15 protein-coding genes and 1 tRNA gene are annotated in these 13,944 nt (G+C 68.8%); 9 read left to right on the forward strand and 7 right to left on the reverse strand.

Annotated features, from left to right (window positions below; genetic code table 11):
* Position 1 precedes the first annotated feature (1 nt).
* Positions 2 to 115, forward strand: a complete 114-nt coding sequence (locus tag NM1_RS41645; protein ID WP_084520261.1) for a DUF397 domain-containing protein — start codon at positions 2 to 4, stop codon at positions 113 to 115.
* A gap of 111 nt (positions 116 to 226) precedes the next feature.
* Here the strand turns inward: NM1_RS41645 and NM1_RS32485 are convergent, their stop codons facing one another.
* The gene (locus tag NM1_RS32485; RefSeq protein ID WP_068028889.1) at positions 227 to 706 is read right to left on the reverse strand and encodes a hypothetical protein; all 480 of its coding nucleotides are present in this window, start codon (positions 704 to 706) and stop codon (positions 227 to 229) included.
* Positions 707 to 919: 213 nt separating this feature from the next.
* Here NM1_RS32485 and NM1_RS32490 point away from each other — a divergent pair, with 213 nt between their 5' ends.
* Genes NM1_RS32490 through NM1_RS32510 form a run of 5 tightly spaced genes read left to right on the forward strand, consistent with a single transcriptional unit; the run spans position 920 to position 6,312 of the window.
* Positions 920 to 2,419 (forward strand): CoA-acylating methylmalonate-semialdehyde dehydrogenase, encoded by a 1,500-nt coding sequence (locus NM1_RS32490; protein ID WP_068028892.1) that lies wholly within the window; start codon positions 920 to 922, stop codon positions 2,417 to 2,419.
* Positions 2,420 to 2,421: 2 nt separating this feature from the next.
* A complete protein-coding gene (locus NM1_RS32495; protein WP_068028895.1) occupies positions 2,422 to 3,561 on the forward strand; it encodes an acyl-CoA dehydrogenase family protein in 1,140 nt (379 codons plus the stop codon).
* Complete coding sequence (locus tag NM1_RS32500) at positions 3,558 to 4,646, forward strand: enoyl-CoA hydratase/isomerase family protein (protein ID WP_068028897.1); 1,089 nt, start codon at positions 3,558 to 3,560, stop codon at positions 4,644 to 4,646. Before NM1_RS32495 ends, NM1_RS32500 begins: the two co-directional genes overlap by 4 nt.
* Positions 4,643 to 5,539 carry a 3-hydroxyisobutyrate dehydrogenase gene (gene mmsB, locus NM1_RS32505; protein WP_068028900.1) on the forward strand — a complete coding sequence of 299 codons (897 nt, stop codon included), beginning with the start codon at positions 4,643 to 4,645 and terminating at the stop codon, positions 5,537 to 5,539. Before NM1_RS32500 ends, mmsB begins: the two co-directional genes overlap by 4 nt.
* The gene (locus NM1_RS32510) at positions 5,536 to 6,312 is read left to right on the forward strand and encodes an enoyl-CoA hydratase (RefSeq protein ID WP_068028902.1); all 777 of its coding nucleotides are present in this window, start codon (positions 5,536 to 5,538) and stop codon (positions 6,310 to 6,312) included. Before mmsB ends, NM1_RS32510 begins: the two co-directional genes overlap by 4 nt.
* A gap of 224 nt (positions 6,313 to 6,536) precedes the next feature.
* Here NM1_RS32510 and NM1_RS32515 read toward each other — a convergent pair whose 3' ends face one another.
* Positions 6,537 to 7,601 carry an acetate and sugar kinases/Hsc70/actin family protein gene (locus tag NM1_RS32515; protein ID WP_068028905.1) on the reverse strand — a complete coding sequence of 355 codons (1,065 nt, stop codon included), beginning with the start codon at positions 7,599 to 7,601 and terminating at the stop codon, positions 6,537 to 6,539.
* 81 nt (positions 7,602 to 7,682) lie between these two features.
* Positions 7,683 to 8,219, reverse strand: coding sequence for a MarR family winged helix-turn-helix transcriptional regulator (locus tag NM1_RS32520; protein WP_068028907.1), 537 nt, complete (start codon positions 8,217 to 8,219; stop codon positions 7,683 to 7,685).
* A gap of 94 nt (positions 8,220 to 8,313) precedes the next feature.
* On the opposite strand from NM1_RS32520, the gene NM1_RS32525 reads away from it, so the two are divergent.
* Positions 8,314 to 8,384: transfer RNA gene (locus NM1_RS32525), tRNA-Cys, on the forward strand.
* A gap of 39 nt (positions 8,385 to 8,423) precedes the next feature.
* Here the strand turns inward: NM1_RS32525 and NM1_RS32530 are convergent.
* Positions 8,424 to 9,845 carry a metallophosphoesterase family protein gene (locus NM1_RS32530; protein WP_068028910.1) on the reverse strand — a complete coding sequence of 474 codons (1,422 nt, stop codon included), beginning with the start codon at positions 9,843 to 9,845 and terminating at the stop codon, positions 8,424 to 8,426.
* Between the two features lie 66 nt (positions 9,846 to 9,911).
* The gene (locus NM1_RS32535; protein ID WP_068028913.1) at positions 9,912 to 10,520 is read right to left on the reverse strand and encodes an Rv0361 family membrane protein; all 609 of its coding nucleotides are present in this window, start codon (positions 10,518 to 10,520) and stop codon (positions 9,912 to 9,914) included.
* A gap of 151 nt (positions 10,521 to 10,671) precedes the next feature.
* On the opposite strand from NM1_RS32535, the gene NM1_RS32540 reads away from it, so the two are divergent.
* Positions 10,672 to 11,691: an extracellular solute-binding protein gene (locus NM1_RS32540; RefSeq protein ID WP_068029036.1), complete on the forward strand. Its 1,020-nt coding sequence runs from the start codon at positions 10,672 to 10,674 to the stop codon at positions 11,689 to 11,691.
* A 5-nt stretch (positions 11,692 to 11,696) separates the two neighbouring features.
* On the opposite strand, the gene NM1_RS32545 is transcribed toward NM1_RS32540, so the two are convergent.
* Positions 11,697 to 12,266, reverse strand: coding sequence for a TetR/AcrR family transcriptional regulator (locus NM1_RS32545; protein ID WP_084520262.1), 570 nt, complete (start codon positions 12,264 to 12,266; stop codon positions 11,697 to 11,699).
* A gap of 96 nt (positions 12,267 to 12,362) precedes the next feature.
* Here NM1_RS32545 and NM1_RS32550 point away from each other — a divergent pair, with 96 nt between their 5' ends.
* Positions 12,363 to 13,277, forward strand: a complete 915-nt coding sequence (locus NM1_RS32550; protein ID WP_174556942.1) for a zinc-binding dehydrogenase — start codon at positions 12,363 to 12,365, stop codon at positions 13,275 to 13,277.
* On the opposite strand, the gene NM1_RS32555 is transcribed toward NM1_RS32550, so the two are convergent.
* On the reverse strand, positions 13,264 to 13,944 hold the full coding sequence (locus NM1_RS32555; protein WP_068029045.1) for a hypothetical protein: 681 nt from the start codon (positions 13,942 to 13,944) through the stop codon (positions 13,264 to 13,266). The two genes, NM1_RS32550 and NM1_RS32555, sit on opposite strands and share 14 nt — an antisense overlap.

The raw sequence follows: 13,944 nt of genomic DNA on the forward strand, positions 1-13,944 counted from the left end.
CATGGTCGGTGTCCGTGACTCGAAGGATCCGGCTGGTCCTGCTTTGGTCTTTACCCCGGCACAGTGGGATGAGTTCTTAGCCGGTCCCCGGACGGGCGAGTTCGAGCGTTCCTGACGCGGAATCGCAACGCGCGCAAGCCATCCCGTTCCTGGCGAGGAACTGCTGCGCACGCCAGCCTGCCGTTCGCGCGCGCCGATCACACCATCCGAGGGGATCCGCTCTCGATCAGCGCGGCGCGGGTACGTCGATGGTCAGCTCGGACGGGTTGGGGTTGGTGCTCACCTGCACGGCTACTCGGCCCGAGCCGTCGAGCGTGAAAAATGCCGCGTGCCAACCGTAGTGGCCGTCGTACTCGGTTTTGCGCGTCTCGGTCTTGTTCGCTCCGGTGTCCAGGTTCCGCATCGTCACGGTGGTGGAGATTTCGCAGCTGCCGCCGGGTGACGCGGACATCGAGCCGAGGGGGTTGGCGTCGGGGGTGAAGCTCACCGTGACCCGGGCCGAGCTGTCGATGAAGCTCGCGAACTCTCCCGCCTGCTGCCCCTGGCTGGCCGCGACCTCGGCGCCGACCTTGCCCGAGCACCCCGCGTCGTTGACCTGGGCGGTTTCGAAATGTAGCGGGTCCGCGGAGGCTGGACCGGCCGGAATTACCAACGCCAGAATCGGCAGGATCGGTGCTGCGACGATCTTCAGTGCGGCTCGCTTCATGGCTTCCGTCCCTCCTCGCGTCGACCGCGGGGATAACGCAACTGTCCGGCAAATTGTCTTCATGCTACCCACCCTCGAATCGGTGGGATGGATCACATCGCGGGCTACCGCCTACCAATACTTGGACGTCCAACTATAGGATGACCGCATACCGCTCGCTCCGGTTCGTTCGGCACGGCGGCAGGCATCGACGGCATCGAGAACAGGACTCGCATGGTTCGCGAACTCACCCACTTCATCGGCGGGCGGCACGTCTCGGGGGCGTCCGGCAATTTCGGCGACGTCTACGACCCCAGCGCCGGGCACGTCCAGGCACGGGTGCCGCTGGCGAGCGCCGCGGAGGTCGAGGCGGTCGTCGCGAATGCGGCCGAGGCGCAGCGGGAATGGGCTTCGTTCAATCCGCAGCGGCGGGCTCGGGTGCTCATGAAGTTCGTGAGCCTTGTGCAGGACGAGATGGATTCCCTTGCGGCACTGCTGTCCTCGGAGCACGGCAAGACCATCCCCGACGCCAAGGGCGATATCCAGCGCGGCCTGGAGGTCGTCGAATTCGCCACCGGCATCCCGCATCTGCTCAAGGGTGAGTACACCGAGAGCGCGGGCACCGGCATCGACGTGTACTCGATGCGGCAGCCGCTCGGCGTGGTCGCGGGGATCACCCCGTTCAACTTTCCCGCCATGATCCCGCTGTGGAAGGCGGGCCCGGCGCTGGCATGTGGAAACGCGTTCGTGCTCAAGCCTTCCGAGCGTGACCCGTCGGTGCCGCTGCGGCTGGCGGAGCTGTTCCTGGAGGCCGGACTGCCCGCGGGCGTCTTCAATGTGGTCAACGGCGACAAGGTGGCCGTGGACGCGCTGCTGACCGACCCGCGGATCAAGGCCGTCGGCTTCGTCGGCTCGACGCCGATCGCCCAGTACATCTATGAGACCGCGACCGCGCACGGCAAGCGCGCTCAGTGCTTCGGCGGCGCCAAGAACCACGCGATCGTCATGCCCGATGCCGATCTCGACGACGTGGCCGACCAGCTCATCGGCGCCGGATACGGTTCGGCCGGTGAGCGCTGCATGGCCATCTCGGTGGCCGTACCGGTCGGCGAGGAGACCGCGGATCGACTGCGGGCCAAGCTGATCGAGCGCGTCAACAAGCTCAATGTCGGCCGCTCCGACGATCCGGGCGCCGACTTCGGCCCGCTGGTCGGCCGCGACGGTGTGGACCGGGTGAACAGCTACGTCCAGATCGGCGTCGACGAGGGCGCGGAGCTGGTGATCGACGGCCGCGGCGTCACCGTCGACGGCGCGGAGGACGGATTCTTCGCCGGCGCAACACTGTTCGACAACGTCACTTCGGAGATGCGGATCTACCGCGAGGAGATCTTCGGCCCGGTGCTGTCCATCGTGCGCGCGAAGGACTACGAGGAGGCGCTTCGCCTGCCGAACGAGCACGAATTCGGCAATGGCGTAGCGATTTTCACCCGGGACGGCGATACCGCTCGCGACTTCGCGGCGCGCGTCGAGGTGGGCATGGTCGGCATCAATGTGCCGATCCCGGTGCCGATCGCGTACCACACGTTCGGCGGCTGGAAGCGTTCCGGTTTCGGCGATCTCAACCAGCACGGCCCCGACTCCATCCGCTTCTACACCAAGACCAAGACGGTGACGCAGCGCTGGCCCAAGGGGCTGAAGGAATCCAACGCCTTCGTCATCCCCACGATGGACTGACCGTGTTCGCACTCGACGACGACGAGAAGGCGATCACGGAGACCGCCCGCGGCTTCGCCGACGAGCTACTCGCCCCCCACGCGCTGGAATGGGATGAGCGCAAGCACTTTCCGGTCGACGTGGTCCGCAAGGCCGGATCGCTGGGCATGGGCGGTATCTACGTCGGCGACGACGTGGGCGGGTCCGGGCTGCGCCGGTTGGATGCGGTGCGCATCTTCGAGCAGCTGGCCACCGGATGTCCGGCGATCGCCGCATACATCTCCATCCACAACATGGTCGCGTGGATGATCGACAGCTACGGGAGCGAGGCGCAGCGGCATCGCTGGCTGCCCGGCCTGACGTCGATGGATCTGCTCGGCAGCTACGCCCTGACCGAGCCGGGTGTCGGCTCCGACGCGGCGGCCCTGAGCACCAAGGCCGTTCGCGACGGCGACGACTACTTGCTCACGGGCGTCAAGCAATTCATCTCCGGCGCGGGCAGTACCGACGTCTACGTGGTGATGGCGCGCAGCGGTGCCGACGGGGCGCGGGGCATCTCCGCCTTCATCGTCCCGGCCGACACCCCGGGAATCTCCTTCGGCGCCAACGAGAAGAAGATGGGCTGGAACGCGCAGCCCACCCGGCAGGTGATCCTCGACGACGTCCGGGTGCCCGCGGCGAATCTGCTCGGCGCCGAGGGCAACGGCTTCCGCATCGCCATGAACGGGCTCAATGGGGGGCGGCTCAATATCGCGGCCTGCTCGCTGGGCGGCGCGCAGTCCGCACTGGACAAGTCCGTGGCATATCTGGCGCAGCGCAAGGCATTCGGCGCGCGGCTGCTGGACAATCCGGCACTGCAGTTCGAACTGGCCGATATGCGGACATCGGTGGAGGCCGCCCGGACGCTGCTCTGGCGTGCCGCGGCGGCGCTGGACGCCGACGCCGACGACAAGGTGGAGCTGTGCGCGATGGCCAAGCGCTTCACCACCGACGCCGGATTCGAGGTCGCCAACAAGGCGCTGCAATTGCACGGCGGCTACGGCTATCTGGCCGAGTACGGCCTGGAGAAGATCGTCCGGGATCTGCGGGTGCACCAGATCCTCGAGGGCACCAACGAAATCATGCGGGTGGTCGTGGCCCGCTCAGTGGTAGGAGCAGCATGAGCGACGAGGTTCTGATCTCCCAGCGCGACGGGCTCGGCCTGATCACGCTGAACCGACCCAAGGCGATCAATGCGCTGAATCATCCGATGGCGCTGGCGATCCTGACCGCCTTGCGGGAGTGGGCCGACGACGACGAGGTGCGCGCGGTGGTCGTGACCGGCGCGGGCGAGCGCGGCCTGTGCGCGGGCGGCGACATCGTCGCCATCTATAACGATGCGAAAGACAATGCGGCGCAGGAGGAGTCGGGCTCCCATCGCGCGGCGGACTCCGCCACCGGCCGGTTCTGGCGTGACGAGTACATCCTCAATGCCTATATCGGCCGGTACCCCAAGCCCTACGTGGTCGTCATGGACGGCATCGTGATGGGTGGCGGCGTCGGGCTTTCCGGGCACGGCAGCCACCGCATCGTCACCGAGCGGTCCAAGGTCGGCATGCCGGAGACCGGCATCGGCTTCATCCCGGATGTCGGTGGCACCTACCTGCTTTCGCGCACGCCGGGCGAGATCGGCGCCCATGTCGCGCTCACCACCGCGCGCATGAGCGCGGGCGACGCCATCGCCGCCGGATTCGCCGACTACTTCGTCCCCTCCGATCAGATTCCGGCGCTGCTGGAGGCGCTGCACACCGCGGAGCCCGATGTGGCGATCGCCAAGTTCGCCCAGCAGGCCCCGGAGTCCGGGCTTGTCGCGCAACAGGACTGGATCGACGCCTGCTACAGCGCCGATACCGTCGAGGAGATCGTCGCGCGGCTGCAGGCGCGCCCCGAGCCCGCGGCGAACCAGGCGGCCACCGACGTGCTGTCGAAATCGCCCGTGGCGCTGAAGGTTACGTTGCGCTCGCTGCGCAATGCCGGTGCGGCCGCGAGCCTCGAGGAGGCGCTGAACGAGGAGTACCGGGTCTCGGTGGCCTCGCTGTCCAGCCACGATCTGGTCGAGGGCATCCGCGCGCAGGTGGTGGACAAGGACCGCAACCCGCGGTGGCAGCCCGCCGCCCTCGCCGACGTCCCGGCCGGACAGGTCGACGCCTACTTCGCCGAGCTGGGCGACGACGAGCTGAATCTCGTTGCCCCGGAAGGAAACCGATGAGCATCAAGGTCGCATTCCTCGGCCTCGGCCACATGGGTGGTCCGATGGCCGCGAACCTGGTGAAGGCCGGATACGAGGTCCTGGCCTTCGACCCGGTCCCCGCCGCACAGGAGCAGGCCCGCACCGACGGCGCCACCGTCGTCGACACCGGCGCCGCGGCCGCCGCCGAGGCAGAGATCGTCATCACCATGCTGCCCAACGGCCGCATCGTCCTCGACGCCTATCCGGACCTGCTGGCCGCCGCCAAGCCCGGCACGCTGTTCATCGACTGCTCCACCATCGACGTCGGCGATGCCAAGCAGGCCGCGGAACTGGCTGTGGCGGCAGGACATCGGGCCCTGGACGCTCCGGTCTCCGGCGGCGTCGCGGGCGCGGCGGCGGGCACGCTCACCTTCATGGTCGGCGGGGAGGCCGAGGACTTCGCCGCGGCCCAGCCGCTGCTCGACGTGATGGGCGGCAAGGTCGTGCACTGCGGTGGCGCGGGCGTCGGCCAGGCCGCCAAGGTCTGCAACAACATGATGCTGGGCATCTCCATGATCGGCCTGTCCGAGGCCATCGTGCTCGGCGAGAAGCTGGGTCTGACGCACGAGAAGTTCTTCGACGTGGTCTCGACGGCCTCCGGGCAGTGCTGGGCGCTGACCACCTACTGTCCGGTCCCCGGACCCGTACCGACCAGCCCGGCCAACAACGACTACCGGCCCGGATTCGCCACCGCCCTGATGACGAAGGACCTGGGCCTGGCCGCGAATGCGCTGCGCGACAACGGCGTCGACGGGCAGATCGGCATGCTCGCCGCCGAGCTCTACAGCCGGTTCAACCAGGCCGAGGCGGACAAGGACTTCTCCGCTATCGTGACCGATATTCGCAAGCGATCCGGAGAGGAAACCCTGTGACCGACTTCGAGACCATCCTGCTGGAGCGCAAGGGCCGCGTCGCCCGTCTCACGCTGAACCGGCCGAAGGCCCTCAACGCGCTGAACTCGCAGGTGCTCACCGATATCACCGCCGCCCTCGACGAGCTCGAGGCCGACGAGAACATCGGTGCTGTCGTGCTCACCGGGTCCGAGAAGGCGTTCGCCGCCGGGGCCGACATCAAGGAGATGCAGAGCAAGTCCTATATGGACATGTTCCTGGCCGACCACTTCGCCGGGTGGGACCGCCTCACCGCCTTCCGCAAGCCGATCATCGCCGCGGTCTCCGGATACGCCCTCGGCGGCGGCTGCGAGCTCGCGATGATGTGCGACATCCTGATCGCCGCGGATACCGCCAAGTTCGGCCAGCCCGAGATCAAGCTGGGTGTGATTCCGGGAATGGGCGGTTCGCAGCGGCTCACCCGCGCGGTCGGCAAGGCCAAGGCGATGGACCTGATCCTCACCGGCCGCAACATGGGCGCCGAGGAGGCCGAGCGCGCGGGCCTGGTGGCCCGGATCGTGCCCGCCGCCGACCTGGTATCGACCGCCCTCGAGGTGGCCGAAACCATTGCGGGCATGTCGCTGCCCTCGGTGATGATCGCCAAGGAGGCGGTGAACCGCTCTTACGAGACCACCCTCACCGAGGGCCTGCGCTTCGAACGCCGAGTCTTCCACTCCCTGTTCGCCACCGAGGACCAGACCGAGGGCATGAACGCCTTCGTAGAAAAGCGCCCGGCCAACTTCACCAACCGCTGATTCCGGCCAAGAGCACGCCGGAATGACTGGGGCCGGCACGCCGGAATGACCGACGCAGACGGCAGCCTGCATTCCTGGCGTGCGTTTCAGCTTCATTCCCGGCGTGCGTCTTCGACGTCATTCCCGGCATGCTTTTGGCCGGGATCTCACTGTGGATTCCGGCCGAAAGCACGCCGGAGATGGGGGAGTGGGCGTGGGTGTTCCTGCAGGTGGAGGGCGCGAAATTACCTGGGCTGGGCGGGTTTTGCGGGGGTGCCCGCCACTTCGACCGGGGAAGGCGCGACGCCGTGGGTTGTCGGCTGCGGGGTTTGGCGGTCGGCGGCGAGTAGTCCGGCCACCGTTGCGCCCAGTGTTGCCGTGACCGCCAGGGCCGCGACCACCTTGCGGCGGGAGACCGGGGACGATCCGTCGGGGCGTAGGACCGGGGCGGCGAAACGGACGCCGCGCACCCGGCGCGCCGAGGGCATCTGCGTCGCCATCAGCACGGCGCCACGGGCCGAAACATATTCCGGCTCAGGGTCGTAGATCACCGGCAGATCCAGCATCTGCGCCAGCGACTCGCGAATACCCGGATTGCGCGTGCAGCCGCCCAGCAGCGCCAGCGCCTGTGCCGGAACGCCCGTCTCCTCCATCTGCTGCCGCACGAACGAGACCGAATGGTGGATCCCGGCTGCCACGAGTTCGCTGAAATCGCTGCGGGTGAACACCATTCGGGTACCGGTCAGCGGATCGCTGGTGGTGAGCACCGGGGTGGAGGTCAGCGCCTCCTTGTAGGCGCGGCTGGTCGGCTTGTCGATCATCACCCCGCCGTGCGCCAGTCGCCAGCGCAGCAGCGCGTCGTGGCCGTCGCCGCCGAGCACCGTGCTGCGCCGGGCCGCCAGGATGGCGTCGGTGCGGCAGTCGGCGCCGGTGACGGTGAGGCCCGAGGCGCCCAGGTCGTAGAGCACCACGGCGCCCTCGTCCGGCAGCTGGCCGCTGAACCGCAGGTACCGCAGCTGCGCCACCGGCTCGTCGACGATGGTGAGCCGGCTGCGCCCGGCCGTGGTGCGGATCGCGTCGGCGTGTACCGCGCTGCGGGAGGTCACCGCGATGCCGGTGATGAACTCGTCGCGGCGGGCCGCCGATTCGCGCATCAGGCGGATCGCCTGGAAAACCGGCTCCTCGACGCCGCCGCCCGCGCGGCGCGGCACCGTGCAGCGGTCGATGGGCGGCAGATGAGGCTGATCGGAGTGAGTGAGCATCGCGCGAGCGCCCCCAGCGCCCGCCGACACCCCCAGGACCAGCACCATGGCTCCATGGTGGACCTTTTGCGCGCTGATGTGAAGACGGGGGCCGGAATGTCGCTGGCAGGATGCTGAACGGTTATCGCATCATGCCCATCGGGTCGGCGTGTCGCCCGTGTCGAAGTCGCCGGCCGATCGCCGGAACTCCGCGAGCAATTGCAGCAGCAGCTGCAGCCGGTCCGGTGCCAGACCCGGGAGTGCGAAGACCCGCTCGTTCAGTTCCCGCGTCGCCTCCGCCACCAGCTCGCGACCGGCGCCGGTGATCTCGATCAAGGTTGCTCGACGGTCGCTGGGATGCGGTACGCGCTTGACGAGATGGGCCGCTTCCAATCGGTCGACCGTATTGGTGACGCTGGTCGGGTGCACCTGCAGCCGCGCGCTGGCCATCGCCATCGGCAGCGCGCCGGTCTTGCTGAAACTCAGCAGCATCAGCAGTTCGTACCGGGAAAACGTCAGCCCCGACGGGCGCAGCGCCTCGTCCACCCGCGCCATCACGATCTGCTGCGCCCGCACCAGCGAGGTGACCGCGGCCATCCCGTCCGCGACCTCACCCCAGCCGTGGGCGGTCCACTGACGGTGGGCCTCCTCGATGGGATCCAGGGGGAGCGGGCGGGTGGCAGCCATAGGGTGAGTTTAGGGGGTATGTGGACGACTGTTCCGATCATCGTGACGCCAACCCTGGGCAGCTGGCGGCCGGTCGCGCAGTATTGGTCTCGATGCGGGTGTGCCTGAGTGGTTAGGGGGCGGTCTGCAAAACCGTGTACGCGGGTTCGATTCCCGCCACTCGCTCTGTATTTCGGCGCCGCCTCCGGTGTCGCGGGGCTTGTACTATGACAGGCCCGAAAAGTCTCGTGGGACAACGTGGTTGCGGTCGGCTGTTGTGCCCAGGGTGTATTCCGGGAGTAGGCCCAGGTATTCGGATCGGGTGCGGGTGCTCCAGCGGCGGGAGAGGTCCGTGCGGGTTTTGTAGAAGTTGGCCATGTAGCCGCCCTCGTAGAGGCGGAGCAGGGTGTAACCGCCTGGATATTCCTTGACGGCGGCGACCTCGAGGAATTCCACGTTCAGGGGGAGGTCTGCGGGGGAGCGGCGGTTGCGGTGGGTGTGGCCGCTGTGGTGTAGGAAGACGCCGGGGGCGGACTGGTACAGCGTTTGGAGTTGGATTGCGTCGGGGCGGTTCAGGACGAAACTCGGTCCGGCGATATTGGATACGGCCGAATCCTGCGTGACGGGATGGTGGCCGAACATCAGCGTCGGGCGGTCCGGGTCCGCGCGCAGGAGCTCACGCACGCGGTCGAACTGCGCGCGGTCGATGCTGCCGCCCGCGGCGTCGAGTTCGGTGGTGTCCAGGCCCAGCAGGCGCAGGCCGCCCACCCGGTGGTCGATCACATCGCCTCGGGCGGTGAAGGTTTCGCCCCAGCAGTCGTGGTGTTCGGCGTCGGCCACCACCGGGCATCCGGCGTACTCGGCGCCGGTGTGTGGCCGGTCGTGATTGCCGCGGGCGGCGAACCAGTCCCGTCCCGAGACGCCCCATTCGTCCAAATGTGCTCGGACACCGCGAGATTGGGCGGCCGTCGCCTCGGAGGTCAGGTCTCCGGCCAGGATCAGGTGGTCGGCACCGCGGTCCGGGCGGCGCAGATCGTCGAGCACGGCGGCGAGCATCACCTCCGGATACGGCGCCAGCCCCGGCTCCTGTCGTGCCCCCGGCGGCAGGTCGGCCGCGATCAGTCCGCTCACCTCCTCGCCGAAATGCACGTCGTTGCACAGTGCGACGGTGCGCAGCGGGCGCCCGGGCGGCGGCACCAAAGTCGTGAATTCCCCGGTGCATTCGGGACTCGCGGGCATGCGAGTCACGAGATTCAGCGCCGGAGTGGCACGGACGCCGTCCGACCAGGCCTCGAACCGATAGGCGCGGCCCGGCTCCAAGCCATCGACCTCGGCATAGTGGAACGGGGTCGGTTCCGGATCGGCGGGGAAGTGCACCGCCGCCGGAGCCCGCGAATCCGCCGGAGCGAGCCGGACCTCCGTCCCCGCCGCCACGGGGGCCGGGCCACCGCCCGCACCGGGTGCCAGCGTGGTCCACGTCAGCACCACCGAGGTGTCGGTGACGGTGACGACCTCGAGATCGGTGGCGATCATCGAATTCGCCTGTGCACGAGCAGGTCCCGGCCGGAGGATCGGCAGCAGCGGCACCGCGGCGGCCAGGCCGAGGGCCTGCAGCGCGCGACGCCGGTTCGGTCCGCAGCAGGTCATCGCCAGCCCACCCTCATCCGCGATCTCGCCGTTGGTGCACCCTGTCCCGGCGACCGTATCAGGGGACTACGGGGTGTTCGCCGTGCAGACCTTCCAGTCGCCGTCTTCCTTGCGCAACTGCTCGGTGGTGGTGTCGGCGCCGTCGAGCTGGTCGCCGGACATCGACACGTCCAGCGTGCCGCGCACCTGCGCGGTGGCCCGGTCGCCGCTGACCGTGATGTCCTCGATCGTGTCGACGTGCGCGGAGAACGTGGTGCTGCCGATCGCCGCGCGCTCGTCGTCGGGCAGTTCGGCGTACTCGGCGCGGTCCTGGCGGCACGACTTGGCCATCGCGGCATCGGCGCCGTCGGCGTCCAGGGTGCGGTAGAAATCGCGGATCGCGACCTCGATCTTCTTCTCGTCCGAGGCGAGCGGGCCGATGCCCTGGCTGGTCAGCACCACGGCCGTCGCGGCACCGCCGCCCGCCACGATCATCGCCAGCAGCACCAGGCCCACGACCACGGCGGTGTGACGCCTGCGCGGCGGTGGCGCGGCATGCGGTGGCGGCGGATAGCCGTCCTCCGGCGGATAACCCTCCGGCGGGTAGTAGCTCGGTGGCTGCTGTGTCGAATAGCCGTGAGGTTGCTGCGGCTGGGGCCGTGGCTCGTACGGCTCCTCACCGGGTGAATAGGTCATGGCGCTCCCGTCATATACCCGCCGGTCTCGTCGGAACATTACGGCAAATCGGGCTCGAACCTTCGGGGCGCCACTCCGCGATCCGATACTCACCGAGTACGGTTGGCCGACCTCACAGCAGTGAATTGTGACTCGGAAGGATCCCGTCATGATGTCGGCCCGTCGAAAACTGCTCACCGGTGCGATCGCGGCGCTCGGAGTCTTGACGGCGACCACCGCGTGCTCGAGTACGCCGGCCGACGATAACGAGATCCTCGTCTACAACGCCCAGTACGAGCCGCTGACCAGGCAGTGGGTGGAGGCGTTCACCAAGGAGACCGGTATCAGGGTCACCTTGCGCAACGGCGACGACATCGATCTGGCCCGTCAGGTCGTCTCCGAGGATGCGGCGTCCCCGGCCGACGTGCTGCTCACCGAGAACGCCCCGGCCATGGCGCTGGTCGACAGGTCCGGGCTGTTCGCCGAGCTCGAGCCGCCGACCCTGGCCCAGGTGCCCGAGCAGTACCGGCCGTCGAGCGGACGGTGGATCGGAACCGGCGCTCACGCAACGGTTTTCGACTACAACATCGGCAAGCTGCCCGCCGAGCAGCTGCCTGCCTCGCTGCTGGACCTGCAGCAACCGCAGTGGAAGGGACGCTGGACCGTCCCGACCTCGGGTGCGGACTTCCAGGCGCTCGTGGCCGGACTGCTGGCGCTGCGGGGCGAGCAGGACACCGCGGCCTGGCTGCGGGGGATGAAGGAGAACGCGGTGTCCTCGGGGATCGCCGTCGCGGCGATGCGTCGAGTCGACATCGGGCAGGTCGACGGCGGCGTGATCTACCACGACGACTGGTATCGCGATCAGGCCGCGGCCAGGGCAAACAGCGGCAATACCGCGCTGCACTACTTCAGGAATCAGGATCCGGGGGCCTTCGTGTCGATTTCCGGTGCGGGAGTGCTGAAGTCGAGCAAGAAGGCGGCGGCCGCACAGCGGTTCGTCCGTTTCGTCACCGGCCGGATCGGCCAGGAAGTGCTGGCCCGGGGTGACTCGATGGCCTATCCGGTCGGCTCCGGTGTCCCCGCGAATCCGGTACTGCCGCCGCTGGACAGCCTGCAGGCGCCGCGCATCGACCCGAGCACCCTGGACGCCGAGCAGGCGATCCGGCTGACCACCGAGGCGGGTCTGCAGTAGCCGCGCTACTTCTCGAGTAGCCGCACCGCCATATCCTGCACGGAGCGCGTGAATCGCCGCGGCTCCTCCGGCGTGGTCAGGTGGCGCACCAGGTCGCCGTCGAACGCGGCGAGCAGGGCGTGGGCCAGGAAATCGGTATCCAGTTCGGGCCGTTCCGTCGCGTACAGGGCCCGTAGGTGGCGATGCCAGAACTGGTAGCTGGGATCGTCGAATTTGTCTGCGGCACAGGCTTGTTCGTGTGCCGCCAGCAGGACGGCATTACCCTCGGCGATGGCGCCTAGGGCGTCGAGAAAGGCCAGCAGCCGAGCCCGGACCGGGGCGTCCGGGCCCAGCGGCGGCGGGCCGGACGAGACCGCCTCGCGCAGCTCCCGGGATCGCTCCTCGAGCAGCGCCTGCAGCAGTCCGGCGCGGCTGCCGAAGCGCCGGAACACCGTGCCCTTGCCGACTCCCGCGAGCGCCGCGACGCGGTCCAGCGACACCCGATCCCCGCCGCCCTCGGTCAACAGCTGCTCGGTGGCCCGCAGTACCGCGTGCCGGTTGCGCGCCGCATCGGCGCGTTCGCGCTGCTCGGGCATGGATACCTCCACTGAAACGGACTGCCGGTCCGAATCATGCTACCGTCGACTAATCGGACCGGTGGTCCGTTTAAGTCTCGAGGAGGTATCACCGCCATGCGTGCACTCGTGGTCGATTCGGATGCGCCGGGATCGTTGCGGCTGGGGTCCGCGCCGGAGCCCGAACCGGCGTCCGATCAGGTCGTGATCGAGGTCCGGCATTTTTCGCTCAATCGCGGCGAGGTGCTGTTCGCGGGGCGCAGGCCGCGCGGGACCGTGCACGGTTACGACGCATCGGGTGTCGTCGTGCGGGCGGCCGCGGACGGGTCGGGCCCGGAGGTCGGATCGAGGGTCGCGGCATTCGGCGCGGGGGCGTGGGCGGAGCGGATGGCGGTGGAAACCACCGCGGTCGCCCGGGTGCCGGACGGTGTGGATCTCGGTGCTGCCGCGGCGATTCCGATGGCGGGCGTCACCGCGCTGCGGACGCTGCGGTCGCGCGACATTCTGGGCCGCCGGGTGCTGATCACGGGCGCCGCGGGCGGGGTGGGCCGGTTCGCGGTCCAGCTGGCGGCGCTGGGCGGTGCGCATGTGATCGCCTCCGTGGGGTCGCCCGGCCGGGGCGCGGGCCTGGCCGAGCTGGGGGCGCACGAGATCGTGGTCGGGGTGGACGGCATCGAGCGCCCGGTGGATCTGGTCCTGGACAATGTCGGCGGTCCGCAACTCGCCGCGGCCTGGGAGCTGCTGGCGCCGGGCGGTGCGGTCCAGAACATCGGCTGGGCATCGGGCGAACCGGCTGTCTTCGAACCGTATTCGCTGTTCTTCGTCGGACCCGCCAAGTCGATGAACACGTTCGGTGATGTGCGCGAGGTAGGGCCGGACCTGGCGACGCTGCTGGAATTCGCTGCGGCAGGACGGCTTTCGGCGGAGGTGGATTGGCGCGGTCCGTGGGAGCGATTCCCGGAGGCCACCCGCGCGCTCGTCGAGCGCCGGATCGCGGGCAAGGCCGTGCTCGAGATCCCTACCTCGGGCTGAGGGCGAGCCGGTAGTGGTAGCGGCTGGTCGGGATCACATCGAGGTCCTGGCCGACCCCGAAGGCGTTGACGCTGTCCATCATTCGGCCGATGCGGCGCTGCAGTTCCGCGTCGTCGCCGCCGCTGCCCCAGAACGCGTGCTGGTCGGTCATGGCGGCCATCGGGAACAGCTCCTCGACGACCGCGTCCACGCGGCGGCCCGGGGTGATGGCGGCGACCACGGTGTTCTGCACGTAGCCGAACGTTGCCTGGGTCTCGATCGCGACGGCCGTGTGCTTGTCGCGCCAGTGCCCGAACCAGTCCGTGCGCTCGATGTCCGGCGGAATCCGCAGCAGCGCAATGTTGGCCAGCGCATCGCACCGTGCACCGTCCGCTGTCGGCGGCGGTTCGAGCGGCACTCGTTCTTCGACGATCCAGCCGTTGACGCCGTCGGACACCGCGGCCAGCGCGTCGGTGATCGGCCCGTTGTCGGCCTCGGTCCAGATGCTGACGATCGCGGCGACCGGATTGTCGTAGGTCGAATGTCGCAGCTGGGCCGCCGTCACATCGGCGTCGGAGATATTGAGCTGCAACGACTCGGCGCCCACGGAGGCCAACTGCTCGTGCAGTGCCTGAGCGTGCAGCACCTCGTCGAGGTTCGAACCCCACAGGGCGTACATCAGTTTCAT

It is taken from the genome of Nocardia mexicana NBRC 108244, assembly GCF_001613165.1.
GTDB classification, from domain to species: domain Bacteria; phylum Actinomycetota; class Actinomycetes; order Mycobacteriales; family Mycobacteriaceae; genus Nocardia; species Nocardia mexicana.

What these genes read in the sequence shown, in the direction of transcription:
- NM1_RS41645 (WP_084520261.1), top strand. Translation starts at nt 2, where the DNA reads ATGGTCGGTGTCCGTGACTCGAAGGATCCGGCTGGTCCTGCTTTGGTC.
- NM1_RS32485 (WP_068028889.1), bottom strand. Translation starts at nt 706, where the DNA reads ATGAAGCGAGCCGCACTGAAGATCGTCGCAGCACCGATCCTGCCGATT.
- NM1_RS32490 (WP_068028892.1), top strand. Translation starts at nt 920, where the DNA reads ATGGTTCGCGAACTCACCCACTTCATCGGCGGGCGGCACGTCTCGGGG.
- NM1_RS32500 (WP_068028897.1), top strand. Translation starts at nt 3,558, where the DNA reads ATGAGCGACGAGGTTCTGATCTCCCAGCGCGACGGGCTCGGCCTGATC.
- mmsB (WP_068028900.1), top strand. Translation starts at nt 4,643, where the DNA reads ATGAGCATCAAGGTCGCATTCCTCGGCCTCGGCCACATGGGTGGTCCG.
- NM1_RS32515 (WP_068028905.1), bottom strand. Translation starts at nt 7,601, where the DNA reads ATGGTGCTGGTCCTGGGGGTGTCGGCGGGCGCTGGGGGCGCTCGCGCG.
- NM1_RS32520 (WP_068028907.1), bottom strand. Translation starts at nt 8,219, where the DNA reads ATGGCTGCCACCCGCCCGCTCCCCCTGGATCCCATCGAGGAGGCCCAC.
- NM1_RS32530 (WP_068028910.1), bottom strand. Translation starts at nt 9,845, where the DNA reads ATGACCTGCTGCGGACCGAACCGGCGTCGCGCGCTGCAGGCCCTCGGC.
- NM1_RS32535 (WP_068028913.1), bottom strand. Translation starts at nt 10,520, where the DNA reads ATGACCTATTCACCCGGTGAGGAGCCGTACGAGCCACGGCCCCAGCCG.
- NM1_RS32540 (WP_068029036.1), top strand. Translation starts at nt 10,672, where the DNA reads ATGTCGGCCCGTCGAAAACTGCTCACCGGTGCGATCGCGGCGCTCGGA.
- NM1_RS32545 (WP_084520262.1), bottom strand. Translation starts at nt 12,266, where the DNA reads ATGCCCGAGCAGCGCGAACGCGCCGATGCGGCGCGCAACCGGCACGCG.
- NM1_RS32550 (WP_174556942.1), top strand. Translation starts at nt 12,363, where the DNA reads ATGCGTGCACTCGTGGTCGATTCGGATGCGCCGGGATCGTTGCGGCTG.
- NM1_RS32555 (WP_068029045.1), bottom strand. Translation starts at nt 13,944, where the DNA reads ATGAAACTGATGTACGCCCTGTGGGGTTCGAACCTCGACGAGGTGCTG.